Genomic DNA, 16707 nt, shown 5'->3' with positions numbered 1-16707 from the left:
GCGAGCAGGACGAAACTGCACGCGAAGATTCCAGCGCCCGCGACGACCACGACCAACCCCGAGTTCGCGAATGACTTGAGGAAGGCTGGATCGCGGGAAAGATAGACGAAGTTCTTCAGGCCCACCCATTCCATGGGACCCGTTCCCGGCCACTTGTGGAGGCTGATCCACGATGTCCCGACCAGTGGAACGATCATCAGCAGGGCGAAGAGAAGGAGCGCCGGAAGAACGAACGGCCAGAAGAGACGTCGACGAGATCGTTCGAACGAGCCACGACGCGCGGACACGGAGCGGCCGGCCGGCCGCCCGGGGGCCGACATGGTGTCGGCACCCCGGACTGCACGTTGATCAGTCTGATTCGTCACTGATTGAGTTCCCAGTAGGAGACCGTCTGCTGCTTGATCTCGGCGATGAACTTCTCGGCGTCGAGCCCGCCGGTGAGCAGCTGGGCCACCAGCGGTTGGTAGACCTTCGTCGACCAGTCGCCGCCGTAGCTCTGGGAGATGCCGTCGTCGTCCAGAACGAGCTTGTCAGCGTTTTCGAGCGTCGCGGCCGCGGACGCCACGGCCGCCGACTCCGTCACGTCCGCTCGGGCTGAGATGACCGAGGTCTCATCGGCGTACGCCTGTGCGCGCTCCTTGCCGTAGGCGTAGGCGATGAACTGTTCCGCTGGACCGGGATTCGTGGACTTCGAAGGGATGACCCAGCCGTACGCAGTGGTCGCCGCGTACTTCGAGTCTGGCTCGTCAGCGGGGAACGGGATGCTTGCGAACTCGAATCCCTCTGCGGCATTCGGTGCGGCTTCGCCGGGGAGCCATGAGCCGTTGAGGATGAAGTTCGCTTCCCCGGACGCCCACTTCTGTTGGATGGCCGGGAACTTGCTCGCGTTGTATCCCTCTGCGAAGTAGCCTCCGGCGACGAGCTGCTGGATCCTGTCGGCCGCGTCCCGGTACCCGCTCTCGTCCCAGGTCTTACCGGTCTTGTCCCCGGCGGCCTTGTTCATGGCACCAGGACCCATGGTGTGGAGCACTGCATTGTTGTACCAGTAGGCGCTGTAGCCGAGGATGTCAGCGTCCAGGGCCAAAGGAGCTCCCAGCGTTCGCGAATCGTCGAGTACTTCGACGAAGCGGTCCCAGGTCAGGTCAGTCGTGTTCACCAGGTCCGGGAACCGAGCTGAGTCGTACCAGATGTCGTAGCTGGTCATCGTCCAAGGGATGACGACCTGAGCCCCGTCCTTTGATCGCGCGACCTCGAGGTAGGTCTCGGGGATGACGTCGCGGACGGTCTCGTCGCTTCCCGGAATCTCCATATCGAGCACGGGTTCCAGATCCGCGACGGTGCCGCTCGGCACCATGACGGATTCGACAGCCCAGAGGGGGCGGTCGATGAGATCAGCCGCGGGTGATGTCGACAGCGTGGGCTGCAGCTTGGTGAGCACGTCACGACCTACCCACTGGGCGTCAACGGTGATCCCCGTGTCCTTCTCGAACTCCTCGATGATCGTCGCTAGCGCGACCTGGCCGGGTTCGCCCATCTTGAACATCGACCAGTAGGTGAATTCGCGAGAGGCCGCGGAGTCGTCACTCGTCGTTGAGCCGTTCGCACACGCGCTCAGCGTCCCGATTGCGAGCGCCGTCGCCACGATAGCTCCGACGCGAGTACTGCTTCTTCGGTGATTCATGTCCACTGTCTTCCTTGTCGGTGGTCTTGGTTCTTGATCGTCAACCGATCCGTAGTGCCCTGGCCGCGATGAACAGCGGATGATGGACGCCTTCGCCCCATCAGCGATCGTGGCCACTTCACTGAGCGGGATCCCGTGTTGCGATCAGTTTCGCGGTCGCCTGAATCTTCCAAGTGCACGTGGAGGTTCCGCCACCGGGTGGGGTGCTACTACTGCTCGATGCTCCGGATCGGTGATCACAACAATGCGACGGCTCGCCTCGGACCGGCAACAAATCGCACAAAACCTAACAAGGGGCACCTGTCGTTGCGTTGGCCGCTGCTGCCGTGCGTCGAACTCCGGCGTATTGGCGCGCGGTGGACGAGGGCGTTGTCGGATCATCCAGGAGCAAAGTGGTGTCTCCTGTGCGAGCGTCATTGCCGCCCACACGCGCTGGCGTTCCCCTCCCGGAAGCTCTACGGCCGTCTCTTCGCCTCCATGATCAGCAACCAGATGAGATATGCGCCGCCGAGACACACGGTTATCACGCCGGCTGGGAGCTGCGCGGGAGCAAACAACCGCTGTGCAACGAAGTCACTGGACACCAACAACAAGGCCCCCATCGCTGCGGATGCGGGCAGAGCGACGCCAGCGGAGCGCGTCAGACGCCGGGCGAGTTGGGGTGCAGCGAGTGAGACGAATGCGATCGGGCCGGCTGTAGCGGTAGCAGTTGCAGTGAAGCCGACACCGACCACGACGAGCTCGAGGCGCACGCGGCCACCACGGAGGCCCAGCGCGGTCGAGGCTTCGTCGCCGACTGCGAGGGCGTGCATCCCTCGTGAAAGAAGTCCGGCAATCACTCCGAGCGCGAGGATGATGACCGTCGCGGGCAACGCTTGGGCCCATGCGACCGTATTGAGCGAGCCACTGCCCCATGCACTTGCGGACAGTGCGAGCTCAAGGTCCGCGTTGAGGATGATCCAGGTGTTCAGCGACGCAAGCATGGCAGAAATCGCGATCCCCACGATGATCAGGCGGAATCCGTGGAACCCCCGCCGGTAGGCGAGCGCGTACACGAGCAGCGCGGTCGCGAGACCTCCGGCGAGCGAGCCTGCGGCGACGGCGAGATAGCCGGTGCCTGCTGTCGTCATCACCATGAGAGCGCCGGCATAGGCACCCGAATCGAAGCCGATGATGTCCGGACTGCCCAGCGGGTTCCGTGTCAGTGACTGAAAGATCGCCCCCGCGGCACCGAGCGCAGCTCCGAGCGCGAGAGCAAGCAGAACCCGCGGCATCCGCCAGTCGAGCACGACGAGTTGGGTTTTGCGCGTCCCGCCCCCGAGCACTGTGGCGATGACGTCCGGGATCGGCACGACGAAGTCGCCTGACCCGAGGCTCACGACCGCCACAGCCGCCGCTGCAGCCACGAGCACGAAGGTGGCGATCGCACTACGCATCCCGACAATCACGCTGAGGCGCCCCGCCCGGGTTCGCAGCACGCCGTAGCGATAGCCACGATCAATGCGCGATCGGTCGGAGGAGATGATGTCCGTCACAGCGCGCTTGCTCCTTTTCGTCTCACCAGGGCGATGAGGACTGGTCCGCCGACGAAAGCGGTGACGACTCCGACCGGGAGCTCGCCGCTGGCAAGCACGAGCCGCCCGCCGATGTCGCTGGCCAGGAGCAGCACGGGTGCTGTGAGGACACTGCCAGCAAGAATCCAACGCTGGTCGGGCCCGGTGAACCACCGCACAGCATGCGGCACCATCAGCCCGACGAAAGCGATCGGGCCCGCCGCCGCGGTCGCTGCTGCGCAGAGCAGTGTAGCGGCGACGACCGCCAGTATCCGCGTACGCACGACGCTGGAGCCCAGGGAGACGGCGAGATCGTCGCCAAGAGCCAACGTGTTCAACGGCTTCGCGACGAGGAGGGCCAGCACGAACCCGACCGCGAGGAACGGCAGCAACCACCCGAACTGATCGAACGGAATGCTGCTGATGGTTCCGGCGTTCCATCCGCGCATCCGGTCGAACACGTCGGGTAACAGCAGGGTGATCCCTGACGTGAACCCGCTGAGAACAGCTCCGATGGCCACTCCTGCGAGTGTGATTCGAAGGGCGTCGGGTCCACCGCGACCCGCCGCTCCGATGGCCCAGACGGCGACAGTGGTGACCATTGCCCCGCACAGGGCAAACCAGATGATGCCTGACAGGCTCGTGATGCCGAACACCGCGCCTCCGACCGCCACCGCGAAGGCCGCGCCGGCATTCACTCCGAGGATGCCGGGATCCGCGAGCGGGTTCCGGGTGAACGCTTGCATCAAGGCTCCGGCCATTCCGAGCGCGGCGCCGACGAGGATCCCGAGAACGGTGCGCGATCCGCGAAGAGTGAACATGATCGTTCTTGCGTCAGAGTCCGTGCCGGAGAGTCCGCCGGCTATCCGCTCCATCGACAGGTCCTTGGACCCGAGTACAAGACTGACAGCAACACAGAACGCCAGCGCGCCCAGCATCATGGTGAATCCCGCTAGCCGTCGAAGAGTGGGCACCCCGATAGCCGCTCGTTCCCGTTCTGCTGTTGCTGTCATTCGCCCAGAAAAAGGGCCCGATGAGTACGACGTGGGTTCGAACTTAGAGTCCATTGACGTCGACGACAGCCTCGTGCCTGTGCCCAACCGCTTCGTGGCTCCCGCCGGCGAAGACTGGCCCGAGCCCACGGTGCGACGAGTCGGCCCAGTTCACGTCGATCAAGACCGACGTGCGGATGCGACGGGGAATCTGCTGACGGTCTCCTGGCCGCATGGTCCCCGTCGCATTCGTCTCCGGCTGGTGAGCCTTGCAGCCGTCGTCACGGCTAACAGTGGGCGTTACGACATGACTCATTCGAGAAGAGCCTGTCCGATCACCTCGAGGAGTGCGTCCTGGCCGCTCGGAGACCCGAAAGTCATCTCGAGGTTGTACGGGTAGATTCGTTCGTTTACTACGAAGGGCAGGGACGCCCACAGCGGATTGGACGTGACCGCTTCGTTGTTCGTGATGAGGTCGGATCCGTCTTGATTGACGGTCGTCACGATGAGATCGATGTCCCGCAGATCGCCGACCTGCTCGGGACTGAGCGCTCGGCCGGTGCTGTCCGGCTCGCCGTCCCCATCGCCGTCTGCGAGCGGGCTGATCTGCAACCCGAGGTCTTTGAACACCAGGCAGGAGATGCTGTAGCAGCTGATCTGCACCTGCCCTCCCCAGAACGTCACATCCGCGACGACAGGGGCGACGCCGTTCTCGTCGAGCTGAGCTTTGAGTTCTGCCACGCGAGCGTCGTACTGGTCTCGCCAGGCCTCCGCTTGTTTCGCTCGACCGAGGTCCTCGGCGATCTTGTCGAACTTGTCGCGCCAATCGTCACCATCGAATCCGTTGTAGGTGTAAGTCGGCGCGATCGGCGTGAGTTTGTCATGCAAGTCGGTCTCGTAACCGAGTCCGTTGAGGATGAAATCGGGCTCGACGTCCAGTACCTTCTCCAGGTTGAACTCTGGGAAATTGTGGAACCCCTTAATGCCCTCGAGTTCGTCTTGGGGGAAGAAGCTGGGGAACGCACTCCAATCGTCTCGGAGCGGCTGCTCCTTGGCCAGGGGGTATCCGAGCGTGATCAACATGTCGACATCGGTCGTGTAGAACCCGAGTGCGGCCTTCGGCTCGACAGGGACTGTCACCTCACCGAAGTCGGTGTCCACGGTCAGCGTGTCGGGAGAGGTCGAGACATCGGACGGGGAGCTGCAGGACGTCAAGAGGAATGCAGTAGCAGCGATGCACGCCGAGGCAGCGAGGAGACGAGGACGTATGAGCGGCATGGAGATCTTCTCTTCGAGTGGTTAGGTGTGCCTTACTTAGACACCTCCCTGATCCTCTCCTACGATCATGTCGCCAACCGGCCAACGAATGTCGGTTGCCCGACGAATTCGCGTGCGATCGAGTCGAGACGACCCGGCGTTGTTCCAAACTCGCGCCGGAACGCCTGCACGAACGCGCTCGGAGTCGTGTACCCAACTCTTCGTCCGACTGCACCGACAGGTATCCCTGCGGCGAGGAGCTCGAGTGCAGCGAGCATCCGTGCTCGCGTCCGCCACTCCAGGAAGCTCAGCCCGGTGTCCCGGCGGAACAGCCTCGACAGATTGCGCTCGCTGGAACCCACGACTGCGCCCCATTCCCCGAGCGTTCGTGCGTCTGCGGGGTCGCCCCGGACTTCTTCGGCCACGCGTCGAGCCCGATCGTCCTCCGGCAAACTGAGGTGCAGACGGATGATCTCGGCCGGTTCAAGCAGTCGCGGAATCAAGAGCTCGGCTAGGCGTCGTGTTTCGGCAGCGAGGTCGTTGCGACCGAGCTCGTCAAGGAGAGCGCTGGCTGCTGCGGGCATGCACACAGCTCCGACCCCGGAGCGAGGCGGATCGCCGAGGTCCGGCGAGAGGAAGGTGCAGGCGAACGAGGTTCCCGGTGCGGCAGTCACTCGGTGCGCTTCGCCGGCCGGTATCCAGAGCCCGTAATGCCCTGGGAGGGCATGGACGCCTGCCCCTGTCTCGACGACGAGAGACCCGCGACTTCCCCAAAGTAGCTCGTCGACATCGTGCTGATGCCACTCCCATGCTTCACCGTGCGTCACGACGAAGGAGTTGGTGTGTGTTCCGATGATCGCGCTGGAGGCGTCGAGCGCGGTGGTGGTCTGGTCGGAGAGCAGCATGGTCTTCCTCGCTGGTGTTCGATAGTCGAAGCCAATGTCGGCCAGCGTAGTGCCGGCTCCGACGGCTGGACGTGCTGTCGCCACCTCCGTCCCTCCGTGGAGCCAGCACGGCATGGGGGCGGTTGAAAAGTGGGATGAAACAACTTGCGGTCGTCATCAGGACACACCTGTGCGCTGGCAAGATCTGTCACCGAAGGACCTCATCCCGAGTCCGGTCATCCGCTCGCGCGATCATCACCGCATGACGCCTTCGCGGCGTGATCGACGTCCATCCTCCGCTCCGAGAATCACGAACCGAACCCGTCGGGTAGTCAGCTCTTGCGCACGACCGACGGGTATGACGAGAAAGCAGTGCCGTGTTTCGAGGACATTCCTCCCGTCCGCAAACCCGACGATGGTCGTTCCTGCGGATGGTCGTCGGTTCGGTCGTCGTCGCGGCGTCGATCTCGGTCTTCGGCATCGCGCTGACGGCAGCGCCGCCGGCGCAGGCTGCCCCCGTTGCGGCCCCACAGATAGTGAAGTTCCACGCCAACAACTCCAAGATGGACTCGGCAATCGACGAGCTCCGCGCCTCGTTCGTTCTGAAGGTGCCACACGGGTACGTCAATGCGACGACCGGAGCCATGCAACGGGTCGATGGAAAGTACCTTCGCGTCGGTTACGACTATGACGGGCGGAACGACAACGGCGTTCCGTCTTATCGCAGCATGCAGTACATCAATACATTCTCGGCTTCAGGTGCAACCGTCTGGGCCAGCAACCGGGGTGAGTTCTTCACCGTGCATAAGGTGATCGCGGCGGGGGAGAACGACTATCTCGTCATCTCCGTCGAAGGAGACATGGACGTTCCCCCGAGCGCTGGAAACAACGTTCCAGGTGGGCACTCTGGGCAGATGAACCTGTACTTCTCGTTGGCGAACAGCGCAGTCGCCAGCACCATTGACACCAGTTGGATCCCCGGCGCCCAGACGGTGTTCCCCGTCGACCTCAGAATCTATGCAGACGGGTGGGGTGTCGCGAGCCGTTCAGGACCTGTGGTCCAGGTGCAATACGACGCCACCTACAACCTCTGGTCTGGGAACCAAGCGAACTGGGGCCAGGTCATCGACTACGGATTGAATGGACAGCCGGCCGGCGTTCTTCCGCCGAACTCGCTCCCGGTCGATCTGACGAACTTCGCGTTCACATCCGTGGCGACCGGCCCAGCCGGATCCGTCAGCGACAGCTTCTGGTACGCGTGGGTTCACGAGGACGGCAGCCTTGTGACATCGATCAACACTGCGCCGATACATGTCACGGGAGTGACTCCTCACAGGGATCTCGTGAGTAACTCGGCTGTTGTGAAGAACGTGCCTCCGGCGGCATCCGGGGGGCCGACGCTGGCGTGGACCGCCGGAGCGGCGGCGCAGGGGTTGACGAACAACGTGAAGGCCGACGGACGAGTGGACTTCCGATCCGCCGGCGGGACGGGGTACTACCGTCTTGTCGTGTGGCCTGAGTCGCGTAACCCAGCGACAGTGACCGCGAACAACGGCTCTCCCCTCCTCTCCTACACCGCTGGTCAACTGTTCGCGGGAGAACGTCCCGTGGCCGGACGGATCGATGAGTCATGGACTGTCGGTTCCGTTTACTACAACTACAGTGTCGCGCGTCCCGACGCCCCCACCATCACGACTCCCTCTGAGGGTGGCTATCTCCAGTCGGGTAAGTCGGTCACGATCTCGGGCACGGGAACGCCCGGGCACTCCATCAGCCTCAAACTCGCCTCGGGATCCACGATCTCCAACATCAACGCCGCGACGAACACAACCCTGGCCGACGGCGACCAGCAGTGCGGACCGACCACCGCATGCTCGGTGATCGTGGACACATCCGGCGCTTGGAGCTACACCTATGCTCCCCAAGTGCCTCTCGTCGACGGCACCTATACCGTCCTGGCTTTGCAGACAGAGCAGACGTCCGGTTACTACCTGACCAGTGCTCCGTCAAATCCGGACCCTCCGACGTCTGCCACCAACTGGGGCGTCACCTTCTCGATCGACACGACGGTTCCCGCGGCGCCCGCTTTCCAATGCTTGGCCACTCCGTCCAAGGACGCGACGCCGACACTGTCAGGTTCGGGTTTGGAAGTTGGAGGTGTGGCTCGAATCTATGAGGGCCAGACTCTTCTCGGCACCGCAACGGTCACCGGATCCACCTGGAGCTACACGGTCGTATCAGAGCTTCCGGACGGAATCTACGGGTTCGCGGCTACCCAGGTGGACCGCGCCGGCAACGAGTCGCCTCGGACAGCCGCCTGCAAGTACCAGGTCGCTACAGACGTGGTGGTGGTCGGCGTCACGAAGGTCGCCGACATTGTGGTCGGTGGTGACCCCACTCTGCCTTCGGTCTCCGCTTCCAATTGGGAGGTCACAGCGGCATCGGCGACGGCGACCGAGCTGATCAGCGGTGCCACCGGGGCGGAACTCGAACGTGGAGTGACCTACACGATCTCCGAGCGCTTTCGAAGCACACCCGGACCCGATGCCAACGCATCGCTCTACACGCAGCGAGGAGAACTGGCTTGTGTCGACGGCGACGCTCGTCCGCTCGATTCTTCCGTGTTCGATGCGTCTACGAGGCGACTCGTCATCGGAGCTACGACGCTCGTTGCCGAACCGATCACTTGCGCGTTCACCAACCAGACGAGCCACCTTTCGTTCGTCACGAAACAGCTGAACGGGCCGACGAACGATCCGACCGATGGGTGGAGTGTTTCGGCCGATGCGACTGGAGGTACATCAGTGTCTCTCGATGCCTCGCTCGTCCGCACGGAGGCGCGGCCCGGTACGTACTCTGCGGCCGCCGCGGTGCCGGAGGGACTCTCGTTGCTGGGTATTCAGATGCTGCGCCGTGACGCTGCGAATTGCGCGGCCTTCGCAGGCCAGGCAGCGGACGCGCCCGAAAGCTGCTGGACGGACCTGAACCCCTCATCCGTGATCATCGAGCAGGGCGAGCGCACTGTCCTTCGCGTGGTCGCCGCCTCGCCACAAGACCTCCCCGGCCTCCCAATGACCGGTGGCGTAGGCGCGTGGTTGTTCACCACAGCAGGGGGCCTCGTCGTGGTACTCGCGATGGCTCTGTGGGTCCTGAGCAGACTCCGTGGGTCCGTCCTCGCCGCCCGGGCACGGGTCTGACACTTCCACCGATCGCCGCCGCGTACTCACTCGGCGACGCAATGCACCACAGTTGAAAGGAAATCTCGTGGTTCACACATCTTCAGGGCGAGGGACGAAGCTTGCGGCCATCACCGCAGCCTTCCTCGTCCTCGGCGCATCGGCGCTCGTCGCTTTGCCTGCGTCCGCCGCACCAGGCGATGCCGGCACTGGAACGATCACGGTCCACAAGCTGGAGCAGCGCGGCACATCGCTCGGGCCCAACGACGGTTCACAACTCGACGCCACAGGGGCGACACCGCTTGTTGCTGGGTTCACGGTCTGCTCCGTCGACGGTCTCGATCTCACCACGGCCGCTTCTTGGGGCTACATCGCTGGCCTCGCACTCTCGGGAGGTACAAACGGTGCTGCGCCGGTTGTCTCAGAAAACGGCACTGCGCTCACTCTGAGCTGCGGCGTCGAGCAAGAGACCAGCTCGACGACGGGTGAGACCACGTTCGCCGCGCTGGCCGCTGATCGCGCATACGTCGTGTACGAGAGCACGCTTGCTGCCAACGCCGTCACTGCATCCCAGCCGACACTCGTGACCGTTCCATATCCGGGTAACGGTGGTGTCAGCGCCACCTGGAACTACAACCCACACATCTACCCGAAGAACGTTGTGGCCGGATCAGGCGCAACGAAAGTCGCCGAGATGGTCGGCGACCAGATCTGGTTCGAAGTCATGCTTCCGATTAGTCCGCTTGCGGGCGGAGACCAGTACACGGAGATGCGGATCAACGATCAGCTTGCGCCCTCTGTGACATACACCCGAGGTCGTGTCCAGATGTTTGCGGCTGGGACGAGCGATGTGGATCTGATTTCCGGAACCCATTACACGCTTACTCAGCCTGACGGATCGCGCGGTGCAGAAGTGGTGCTGAGCTTCACTGCCGCCGGATTGGAACTCGTCAATGCGAACATCGGCGGACGCATCTACCTCGAGATCGCAACCGATGCCGTCTCATCGGGCAGTACCGCCAACGAGGCCACGATCACGGTGAATGGAGTAAGTACCGCCCCCGGCACTGGTCCCTCCGTCCAGAACCCGGAAGCTTTCTTCTCGGGTGTCCACGTCCGGAACGTCGCGCGAAACAAGGGCGTCACGGCAACCGTTCCCCTAGCCGGCGCTCAGTTCGTGCTCTACCGCGCGGACGATGCTGCTACGAGCTGCGCCGCGACTCCCGCCAGCGACCCGTACCAGGTCCAAGTGTTGGGTACTCAGACGTCAGACTCCTCCGGTAATACCCCTGACGCGGTGCTCGCCGCAGGGAAGTACTGCGTGTACGAGACAGTTGTCCCGGCCGGGTACAAAGGACTCGCCGGAGGAATGATGCTCACGGTGAGCGGCGCGGACTCGTCGATCGAGGTCGTCAACACGCAGATCGGTAGCGATGTGGGTGATCTTCCATCGTTGCCGATGACCGGTGCGTCGGGCAGCGTCATTATCATCGTCGCCGGCTCTTCGTTCCTGCTCGCAGGCGTCGTACTGTTCCTCCTCCGTCGTCGCAAGGACCAGTCAGAGACCGGTGGATCAATGGCCGGACAGGGCTGATCCAGTAGTTGTCGGGCGGACATCGGGACCGTCTGACTGTGGATGACCGTGACGCGGGTCGGGCCTGCGTCACGGTCATCGCGTTTTCTCCGCGGGTAAGCGCGGACTCACTCTTTGGAGGTTCGATGGCTCGTCATCTGACAAGACACGCTCCGGCGGCACGACACGCACGACAACCGATTCTCCTGAGGCGAGGGTTCCGGTGGCCCGACACATTGATCGCGCTGTGCACGCTTTTGGGAGTCGGTCTCCTGCTGTACCCGATCTCGGCCGCCTGGGTCTCGCAGTTCAATCAGTCGAACGTCGTGCACGATCAGACAACGGCAAATGCCGAGACTGCTGCTTCCGAGATGAAGGCGAGCCTCGACGAGGCTCACCGCTACAACGACCTCCTCGAGTCAGGCGCTCTCCTCAAAGGAGGAGAAAACGTCGCGATCGGAACCGGCGAGACGGGGGCGAGCGTCGAATACGACCAGCTGCTTCGCGCTGAACCGACGGGGACGTTGGCTCGCATCCGAATCCCCTCGATCGGTCTCGACCTTCCTGTCTACCACGGCACATCGGACGAAACCCTGCTCAAAGGTGTCGGTCACCTGCAGGGAACATCGCTGCCTGTGGGTGGCAAGGGAACGAAAGCGGTTCTCACCGGTCATCGAGGGTTGGCCAGCGCAGAGATGTTCACGCGACTTTCCGAAGTCCGGAAAGGTGACTCCATCAACATCGAAGTGCTGAACCAGGTGCTCACGTACAGAATCTTCGAGATCCAGGTAGTTTCACCCGACAATACGGAAGAGATCCGTCCCGTAGATGGTGCCGACCTGATTACACTCGTGACCTGCACACCACTCGGAATCAACACACACCGGATCCTCGTCACAGCACAGCGGGTACTTCCCACTCCCCAGCAGGACATCAACGACATGGCGTCTCGACCGGACGTCCCTGGTTTCCCTTGGTGGGTGGTCGTCGCGACAGCGGCCATCGGTGTCGTCAGCGGGTGGTACTTCAACGGATGGAAGCGTCGGTGGCGAGCGGTCAGGAACAGCTGAGACTGCCGACGTTGCAGCGGGACACATTTTCGCTCAAGGCATGGCGCGGTGCTTATGTGTGTCAGGAAAGCCACCTCCGGTGGCCGGTCGCTGCGACAGATTGGTGGGGTGGAAAGGGCGATGCGGATGTTGGAAGCAGCACAGTCGATCGTGGACTCATCGCTCCGGGGCGGGCGATTCCCTGAGCTGGTATCCGTCGACATCCTCCGCCGCTGCTCCCTCTCCGATGCGAAGAAGTTCGAAGACGGTGAACGTCAGACGGTCCTCGCCGGGATGGTGATGGCCCGTGTCCGTTCCGATGACACAGAAGCATCGATCGGCCTCGCCGATGCCATCAGAGACGACCTCTTGAATCTTGGAGATCGCACGAGTCCGGTTGAATCGTTGCTGGCTCTCGAGGCGGCGCTGGCGGAGGTCTACGTCAATCAAGGCAACGCTGTTCGGAGCAACGAGCATGTTCAACGGATGCTTCCCCAACTGCATCGAGGGATTCGGGCTGAGTGGCGAAACCGAGTTCTGGGAATCGCTGCAGCATCGTTCGCCATTGATGGCGACCATGTCGCAGCGGAGCAGATGATCGCCGAGATCCGGGTACTGGAAGCGGAACAAGGTTGGGGCGACGAGCGTGTGGAGTACATGCAGGCGGTCGCTGAGGCGATCCTGGGCTTGACCTCGATGGATGCTGCGCGAGTTCGGGCGATCCTTCCACGAGCCCGTTCGCTCGTCCGCAGCGAGCCGACGGCTCTCTCCCTTGTTCGACTGATCGAGGCGCTGAACGCGTTCGTCGAGGGAGATCTGACGGCGACCCTGGTCAGGGCTGGAAGGGTTGCTCAGGGCACGGATCAACCGAATGGGCCGTCCATGGTGCGCACCTGTGCTCTGGGCCTCACAGCGATCGCCCATGTCATGCGCGGTTCCCCAGCCCAAGCCGTTGCAATGCTTCGCGACGTTCCCTTGCCGGGAATGCACTTCATGTGTCTGGCGATGATCCGGTCATCGGCGTACCTCGTGCTCGGGGAGTACCGCGGTGCTCGCGGTGCGACGGACGATTGTCTCCGCATGAAGGTTGTCCACAGCCGCTGGACCTTGCCAGCAACGCTCCTGCGTCGGGCTGTAGCGAACATGCGTCTTGGCAACGTCGAGAGCGCAGTGCGAGAGGCCTTGGAGGCCCTCGAGTACACCGGGCGTCTCGACCCTTCATTCGGCCTCATGCTTGTCCCGACTCAGGATCTTCTGGATCTTGGGAGACTCTTGCTGTCGCGCGATCGGAGCCTGGCGCCTCGTTTGCGCTTGGTCCTCGAGCGAATGCGCTCCATTCCCTCGCCCGTCGCCCCCGAGTTCACGTTGCCCGTGTTGTCTCGACGAGAGCGACTCATCGCCCATCATCTGCGTTCGGACAGCAGCTACCGACAGATTGCGGATGGACTCCATGTCACCACCAGCACAGTGAAGTCTCAAGCGTCCGCCGTGCTCAAGAAAGTGGGAGCCTCGTCACGGGAAGACGCGGTCCAGCGACTCGAGAAGAGCGGTTTCTACGAACTGTAGGTGTCGTCCCCAACACCCATCACCAAGCGCGTAATTCCCGCAACCTGGCGGGTGCGAGGTTCGCCATCGGTGGGGAGAATGAACGGCAGTGGCGTCAGGAGCAACACGACGTCTCTGTTCGATCGCCGCAGTGCCGGTGTCCGTCTCACCGGGCACGGGACTCGAATGTGAGCGTTTGATACCTGAACGAGACGGATGTACCGAGAGGGAACGCGTGTTGATCACGACAGAGTGGGCTGCCGGATCCGCCCGAGTTGTGGCCGGACTCATGTTGATCCCGCCCAAGGTCTCGAAATCAAGCTTCAGTTGTCAGGCGGACCGATGACGTCACCGAGTCAGGAGACGACTACCGCGTCGGACATGCCCCGCCCACAGATTCCCGTGCTGCTCGGAGCCGTCTTCCTCATCTATCTCGGACAGATGACGCTCAACCCGATCATCGCGCCGCTGTCTCGCGAGGTCGGTCTCGCGGAGTGGCAGGTGGGAGTCACCATCAGCGCGGCCGCGATGATGGTGGTCCTGACCAGTCAGTTCTGGGGTCGCCGTTCTCAATCGTGGGGACGTAAGCCAGTACTCGTTGCCGCCTTCTGTCTCGGCCTCGTTTCGATGGCACTTTTCGGGCTATCCGCTTGGCTCGGAATGACAGGGATGATCACGGGTGCTGCGCTGTTCTCACTGTTCGTGCTGCTGCGCGGGATCGGGTTCGGGTCCGCGATTGCAGCGGTGCCGCCCACGGCGCAGGCATACATCGCTGACGTCACGACTGACGAGCGAACCCGGGTAAATGGCATGGCCGGAGTCGGCGCTGTCCAGGGCATCGCGATGGTCAGCGGCTCCGTCATCGGCGGGGTGTTGTCGGTTTTCGGCTTGCTCGCCCCGCTCATAGCTGTACCCGGCCTCCTCTTGGTCGGGCTGGTGCTGATCGGCTTCCGGCTCCGTCGAGAACCACGCCATGAGCTTGTCGAGAAGCCCGTTCGGGTCTCGCCGTTCGACGGTCGTGTGTGGCCGTTCTTGATCGCCGGCTTCGGGATGTTCACCGCTCTGGGGTTCATTCAGGTGATCATGGGCTTCATCGTCCAAGACCGCCTCGGACTCGACGCCGAGTTCACTGGCTTGGTCACCGGCGGTTCTCTGCTCGCAGCGGGAGTGGGCATGGTTCTCGCGCAGGTGGTCATCGTGCCGCGGAGCGGCTGGACACCGACGATCCTGCTGCGTGTGGGAGGCGTTGTGGCGACATCCGGCTTCGCTCTTCTTGTTGTCGACGCCGGCCTCGTGAGCCTCTTGGCGGCCGTCGTCCTTATCGGTGTCGGGCTGGGAACCGCCATCCCCGGGTACAGCGCTGGGCCCAGTCTCCTCGTCCGTAGAGAGGAACAGGGGGGCCTCGCGGGTCTCCTTGGTGCGGTGACCGGGCTGACGTTCGTCATTGCTCCGACCGCAGGAACTGCTCTCTACGGACTGTGGCCGTCGCTGCCGATCGTCACCGGCGCCGCGATCATGGCTGTCGTCACGGTGTTCGTGCTCGTTCACTCCCGCTTCCGCACCCGTCCTCCGGCTCCCGCAGTAACAAGTCCCCAGGAGTGAGTTGGGTGGCCAAGACCACACCCGGGGCACGCGTGCCATCGCAGCGGTCGACTCCGACATCGATCACAGCGTCGCGAGGATGTCCTTCATCGTCGCGATCTCCTCGGTTTGTGCGCCGATGACGGTCTTCGCCAGTGCGATGGCGGCACTGTTCTGGCCGTTGTCGACTTCGTCTTGCGCCATGTCGACGGCCCCCTCATGGTGCTGGATCATCTGCTCGAGGAACAGACGGCTGGCATTTGCGCCCGAAGCGTCTTCGAGGGCTTGCATCTCCGCTTCGGACATCGTGCCGCCACCGTGGTCCATGTTGTCCATGTCAGAGGTGTCGGCGCCCCAATCTTCGAGCCACCGGTCCATCATCTCGATCTCAGGCATCTGGTCGTCCTTGATCTGTTCGGCGAGAGAGACGACGCGCTGATCGACACCTTCCTTGCCGAGTAGGACATCGGACATCTCGATGGCCTGCGCATGGTGCTCTTTCATCATGTTGGCGAACATGAGGTCGGCATCATTCACAGCTGCGTTCGTCGCGGGGGCGGACGATCTGCCGCCGTGGTCCATGCCTTCCATTCCGTCACCGGGGGCGGTGTTTCCGCCGCAGCTCGTGAGGGCAAGAAGTGCGGTGAGGGCGAGTGCCGCGATCGACGCGCGTCGGATCTTCATGAGTGTTCTCCAGGTGTCGGTGATGAGGCTCGCAGTCGGGAGCTTCTGGAACTCGTTCTACAGCCGCGGCGGATGATCGCCGTGGCGATGCACGATCAACCAGTCGTCTTCTATCTTCCGGAAGACGTGCGTGACTCGTACCTCGAATGGACCTGGCTCGCCGCCATCCACGCGCAGGAAGCCGCGTTCGAATCCGACCGTGTAGCCGAAATCTGCAGAAGATGTCATCAGCTCGTATTGCGGTACCAGATCGCCGTCCGACAGCCGGCTTGCTACCCATGCAAGGGTTGCGCTGATCGCTTCGAAGCCATGTTCGCGTGTTCCGAAGGCGCCGTACAGGGAAGTGTCTTCACGGTGGGCCCAACAGTTCGCGAAAAGTTCTGATTCTCCGTGACCCATGGCTTTCAAGGCGATGTCGACGCGCGCGACCGCGCCTAGGAATGAGGGGTCGTCGGTGAGATTGCGAGAATTGGATTGGTGTCTGGTGCTCATGCTGTCCGCTTCGTGCCTCACTGGTGGTATCCCATGATTCTCGTAGTGCTGTCAGCTACGCGAGAAAAGTGCATCGTGCAGTACTTATCCGAGATGCTTGGTCACCGTACTCTGCGTCGCGGTCGTCTCGTGCCTGGGAGGGCGTGAAAATACTCGTCATATGCGCGTCCGTGGGCGGTGGCAGGGGTGACGGGGTGCTCGATCGAGGAGATGTACTGTCCGCTCGACGGTGTCGGTCCC

12 protein-coding genes are annotated in these 16707 nt (G+C 62.9%); 5 read left to right on the top strand and 7 right to left on the bottom strand.

Translation table 11 applies throughout. The features are described from left to right. Window positions 1-361: 361 nt before the first annotated feature. From BWO91_RS14575 to BWO91_RS14555, 5 genes are all read right to left on the bottom strand, one after another. Window positions 362-1642, bottom strand: coding sequence for an ABC transporter substrate-binding protein (locus BWO91_RS14575; protein ID WP_167620501.1), 1281 nt, complete (start codon window positions 1640-1642; stop codon window positions 362-364). Window positions 1643-2136: 494 nt separating this feature from the next. After that, window positions 2137-3216, bottom strand: a complete 1080-nt coding sequence (locus BWO91_RS19745) for a FecCD family ABC transporter permease (RefSeq protein ID WP_240555521.1) — start codon at window positions 3214-3216, stop codon at window positions 2137-2139. Beyond that, window positions 3213-4175 (bottom strand): iron chelate uptake ABC transporter family permease subunit, encoded by a 963-nt coding sequence (locus tag BWO91_RS19740; protein WP_205847532.1) that lies wholly within the window; start codon window positions 4173-4175, stop codon window positions 3213-3215. The genes BWO91_RS19745 and BWO91_RS19740 overlap by 4 nt, the downstream gene beginning before the upstream one ends. A 363-nt stretch (window positions 4176-4538) precedes the next feature. Next, complete coding sequence (locus BWO91_RS14560; RefSeq protein WP_240555520.1) at window positions 4539-5387, bottom strand: ABC transporter substrate-binding protein; 849 nt, start codon at window positions 5385-5387, stop codon at window positions 4539-4541. 182 nt (window positions 5388-5569) lie between these two features. Further along, window positions 5570-6388, bottom strand: a complete 819-nt coding sequence (locus BWO91_RS14555) for a helix-turn-helix transcriptional regulator (RefSeq protein ID WP_167620500.1) — start codon at window positions 6386-6388, stop codon at window positions 5570-5572. A gap of 410 nt (window positions 6389-6798) precedes the next feature. Between BWO91_RS14555 and BWO91_RS14550 the strand changes: the two genes are divergently transcribed. From BWO91_RS14550 to BWO91_RS14530, 5 genes are all read left to right on the top strand, one after another. After that, window positions 6799-9564 carry an Ig-like domain-containing protein gene (locus BWO91_RS14550; protein ID WP_079003069.1) on the top strand — a complete coding sequence of 922 codons (2766 nt, stop codon included), beginning with the start codon at window positions 6799-6801 and terminating at the stop codon, window positions 9562-9564. Between the two features lie 67 nt (window positions 9565-9631). Continuing rightward, window positions 9632-11137 carry a SpaH/EbpB family LPXTG-anchored major pilin gene (locus BWO91_RS19735; RefSeq protein WP_167620499.1) on the top strand — a complete coding sequence of 502 codons (1506 nt, stop codon included), beginning with the start codon at window positions 9632-9634 and terminating at the stop codon, window positions 11135-11137. A gap of 125 nt (window positions 11138-11262) precedes the next feature. Continuing rightward, a complete protein-coding gene (locus BWO91_RS14540) occupies window positions 11263-12186 on the top strand; it encodes a class C sortase (RefSeq protein ID WP_079003067.1) in 924 nt (307 codons plus the stop codon). 126 nt (window positions 12187-12312) lie between these two features. Beyond that, on the top strand, window positions 12313-13731 hold the full coding sequence (locus BWO91_RS14535) for a helix-turn-helix transcriptional regulator (RefSeq protein WP_167620498.1): 1419 nt from the start codon (window positions 12313-12315) through the stop codon (window positions 13729-13731). A 360-nt stretch (window positions 13732-14091) separates the two neighbouring features. Beyond that, window positions 14092-15312 carry an MFS transporter gene (locus BWO91_RS14530; RefSeq protein ID WP_205847531.1) on the top strand — a complete coding sequence of 407 codons (1221 nt, stop codon included), beginning with the start codon at window positions 14092-14094 and terminating at the stop codon, window positions 15310-15312. A 63-nt stretch (window positions 15313-15375) separates the two neighbouring features. Here BWO91_RS14530 and BWO91_RS14525 read toward each other — a convergent pair whose 3' ends face one another. Further along, entirely contained in the window at window positions 15376-15975 is a 600-nt protein-coding gene (locus BWO91_RS14525; RefSeq protein WP_079003064.1) for a DUF305 domain-containing protein, read from the bottom strand. Between the two features lie 57 nt (window positions 15976-16032). After that, complete coding sequence (locus tag BWO91_RS19730) at window positions 16033-16467, bottom strand: YybH family protein (RefSeq protein ID WP_138944973.1); 435 nt, start codon at window positions 16465-16467, stop codon at window positions 16033-16035. Window positions 16468-16707: the final 240 nt, after the last annotated feature.

Source organism: Plantibacter flavus, from assembly GCF_002024505.1.
GTDB classification, from domain to species: domain Bacteria; phylum Actinomycetota; class Actinomycetes; order Actinomycetales; family Microbacteriaceae; genus Plantibacter; species Plantibacter flavus_A.
Note: the sequence above shows the minus strand (reverse complement) of the source record. Positions and strands in the feature narration are given on the sequence as shown.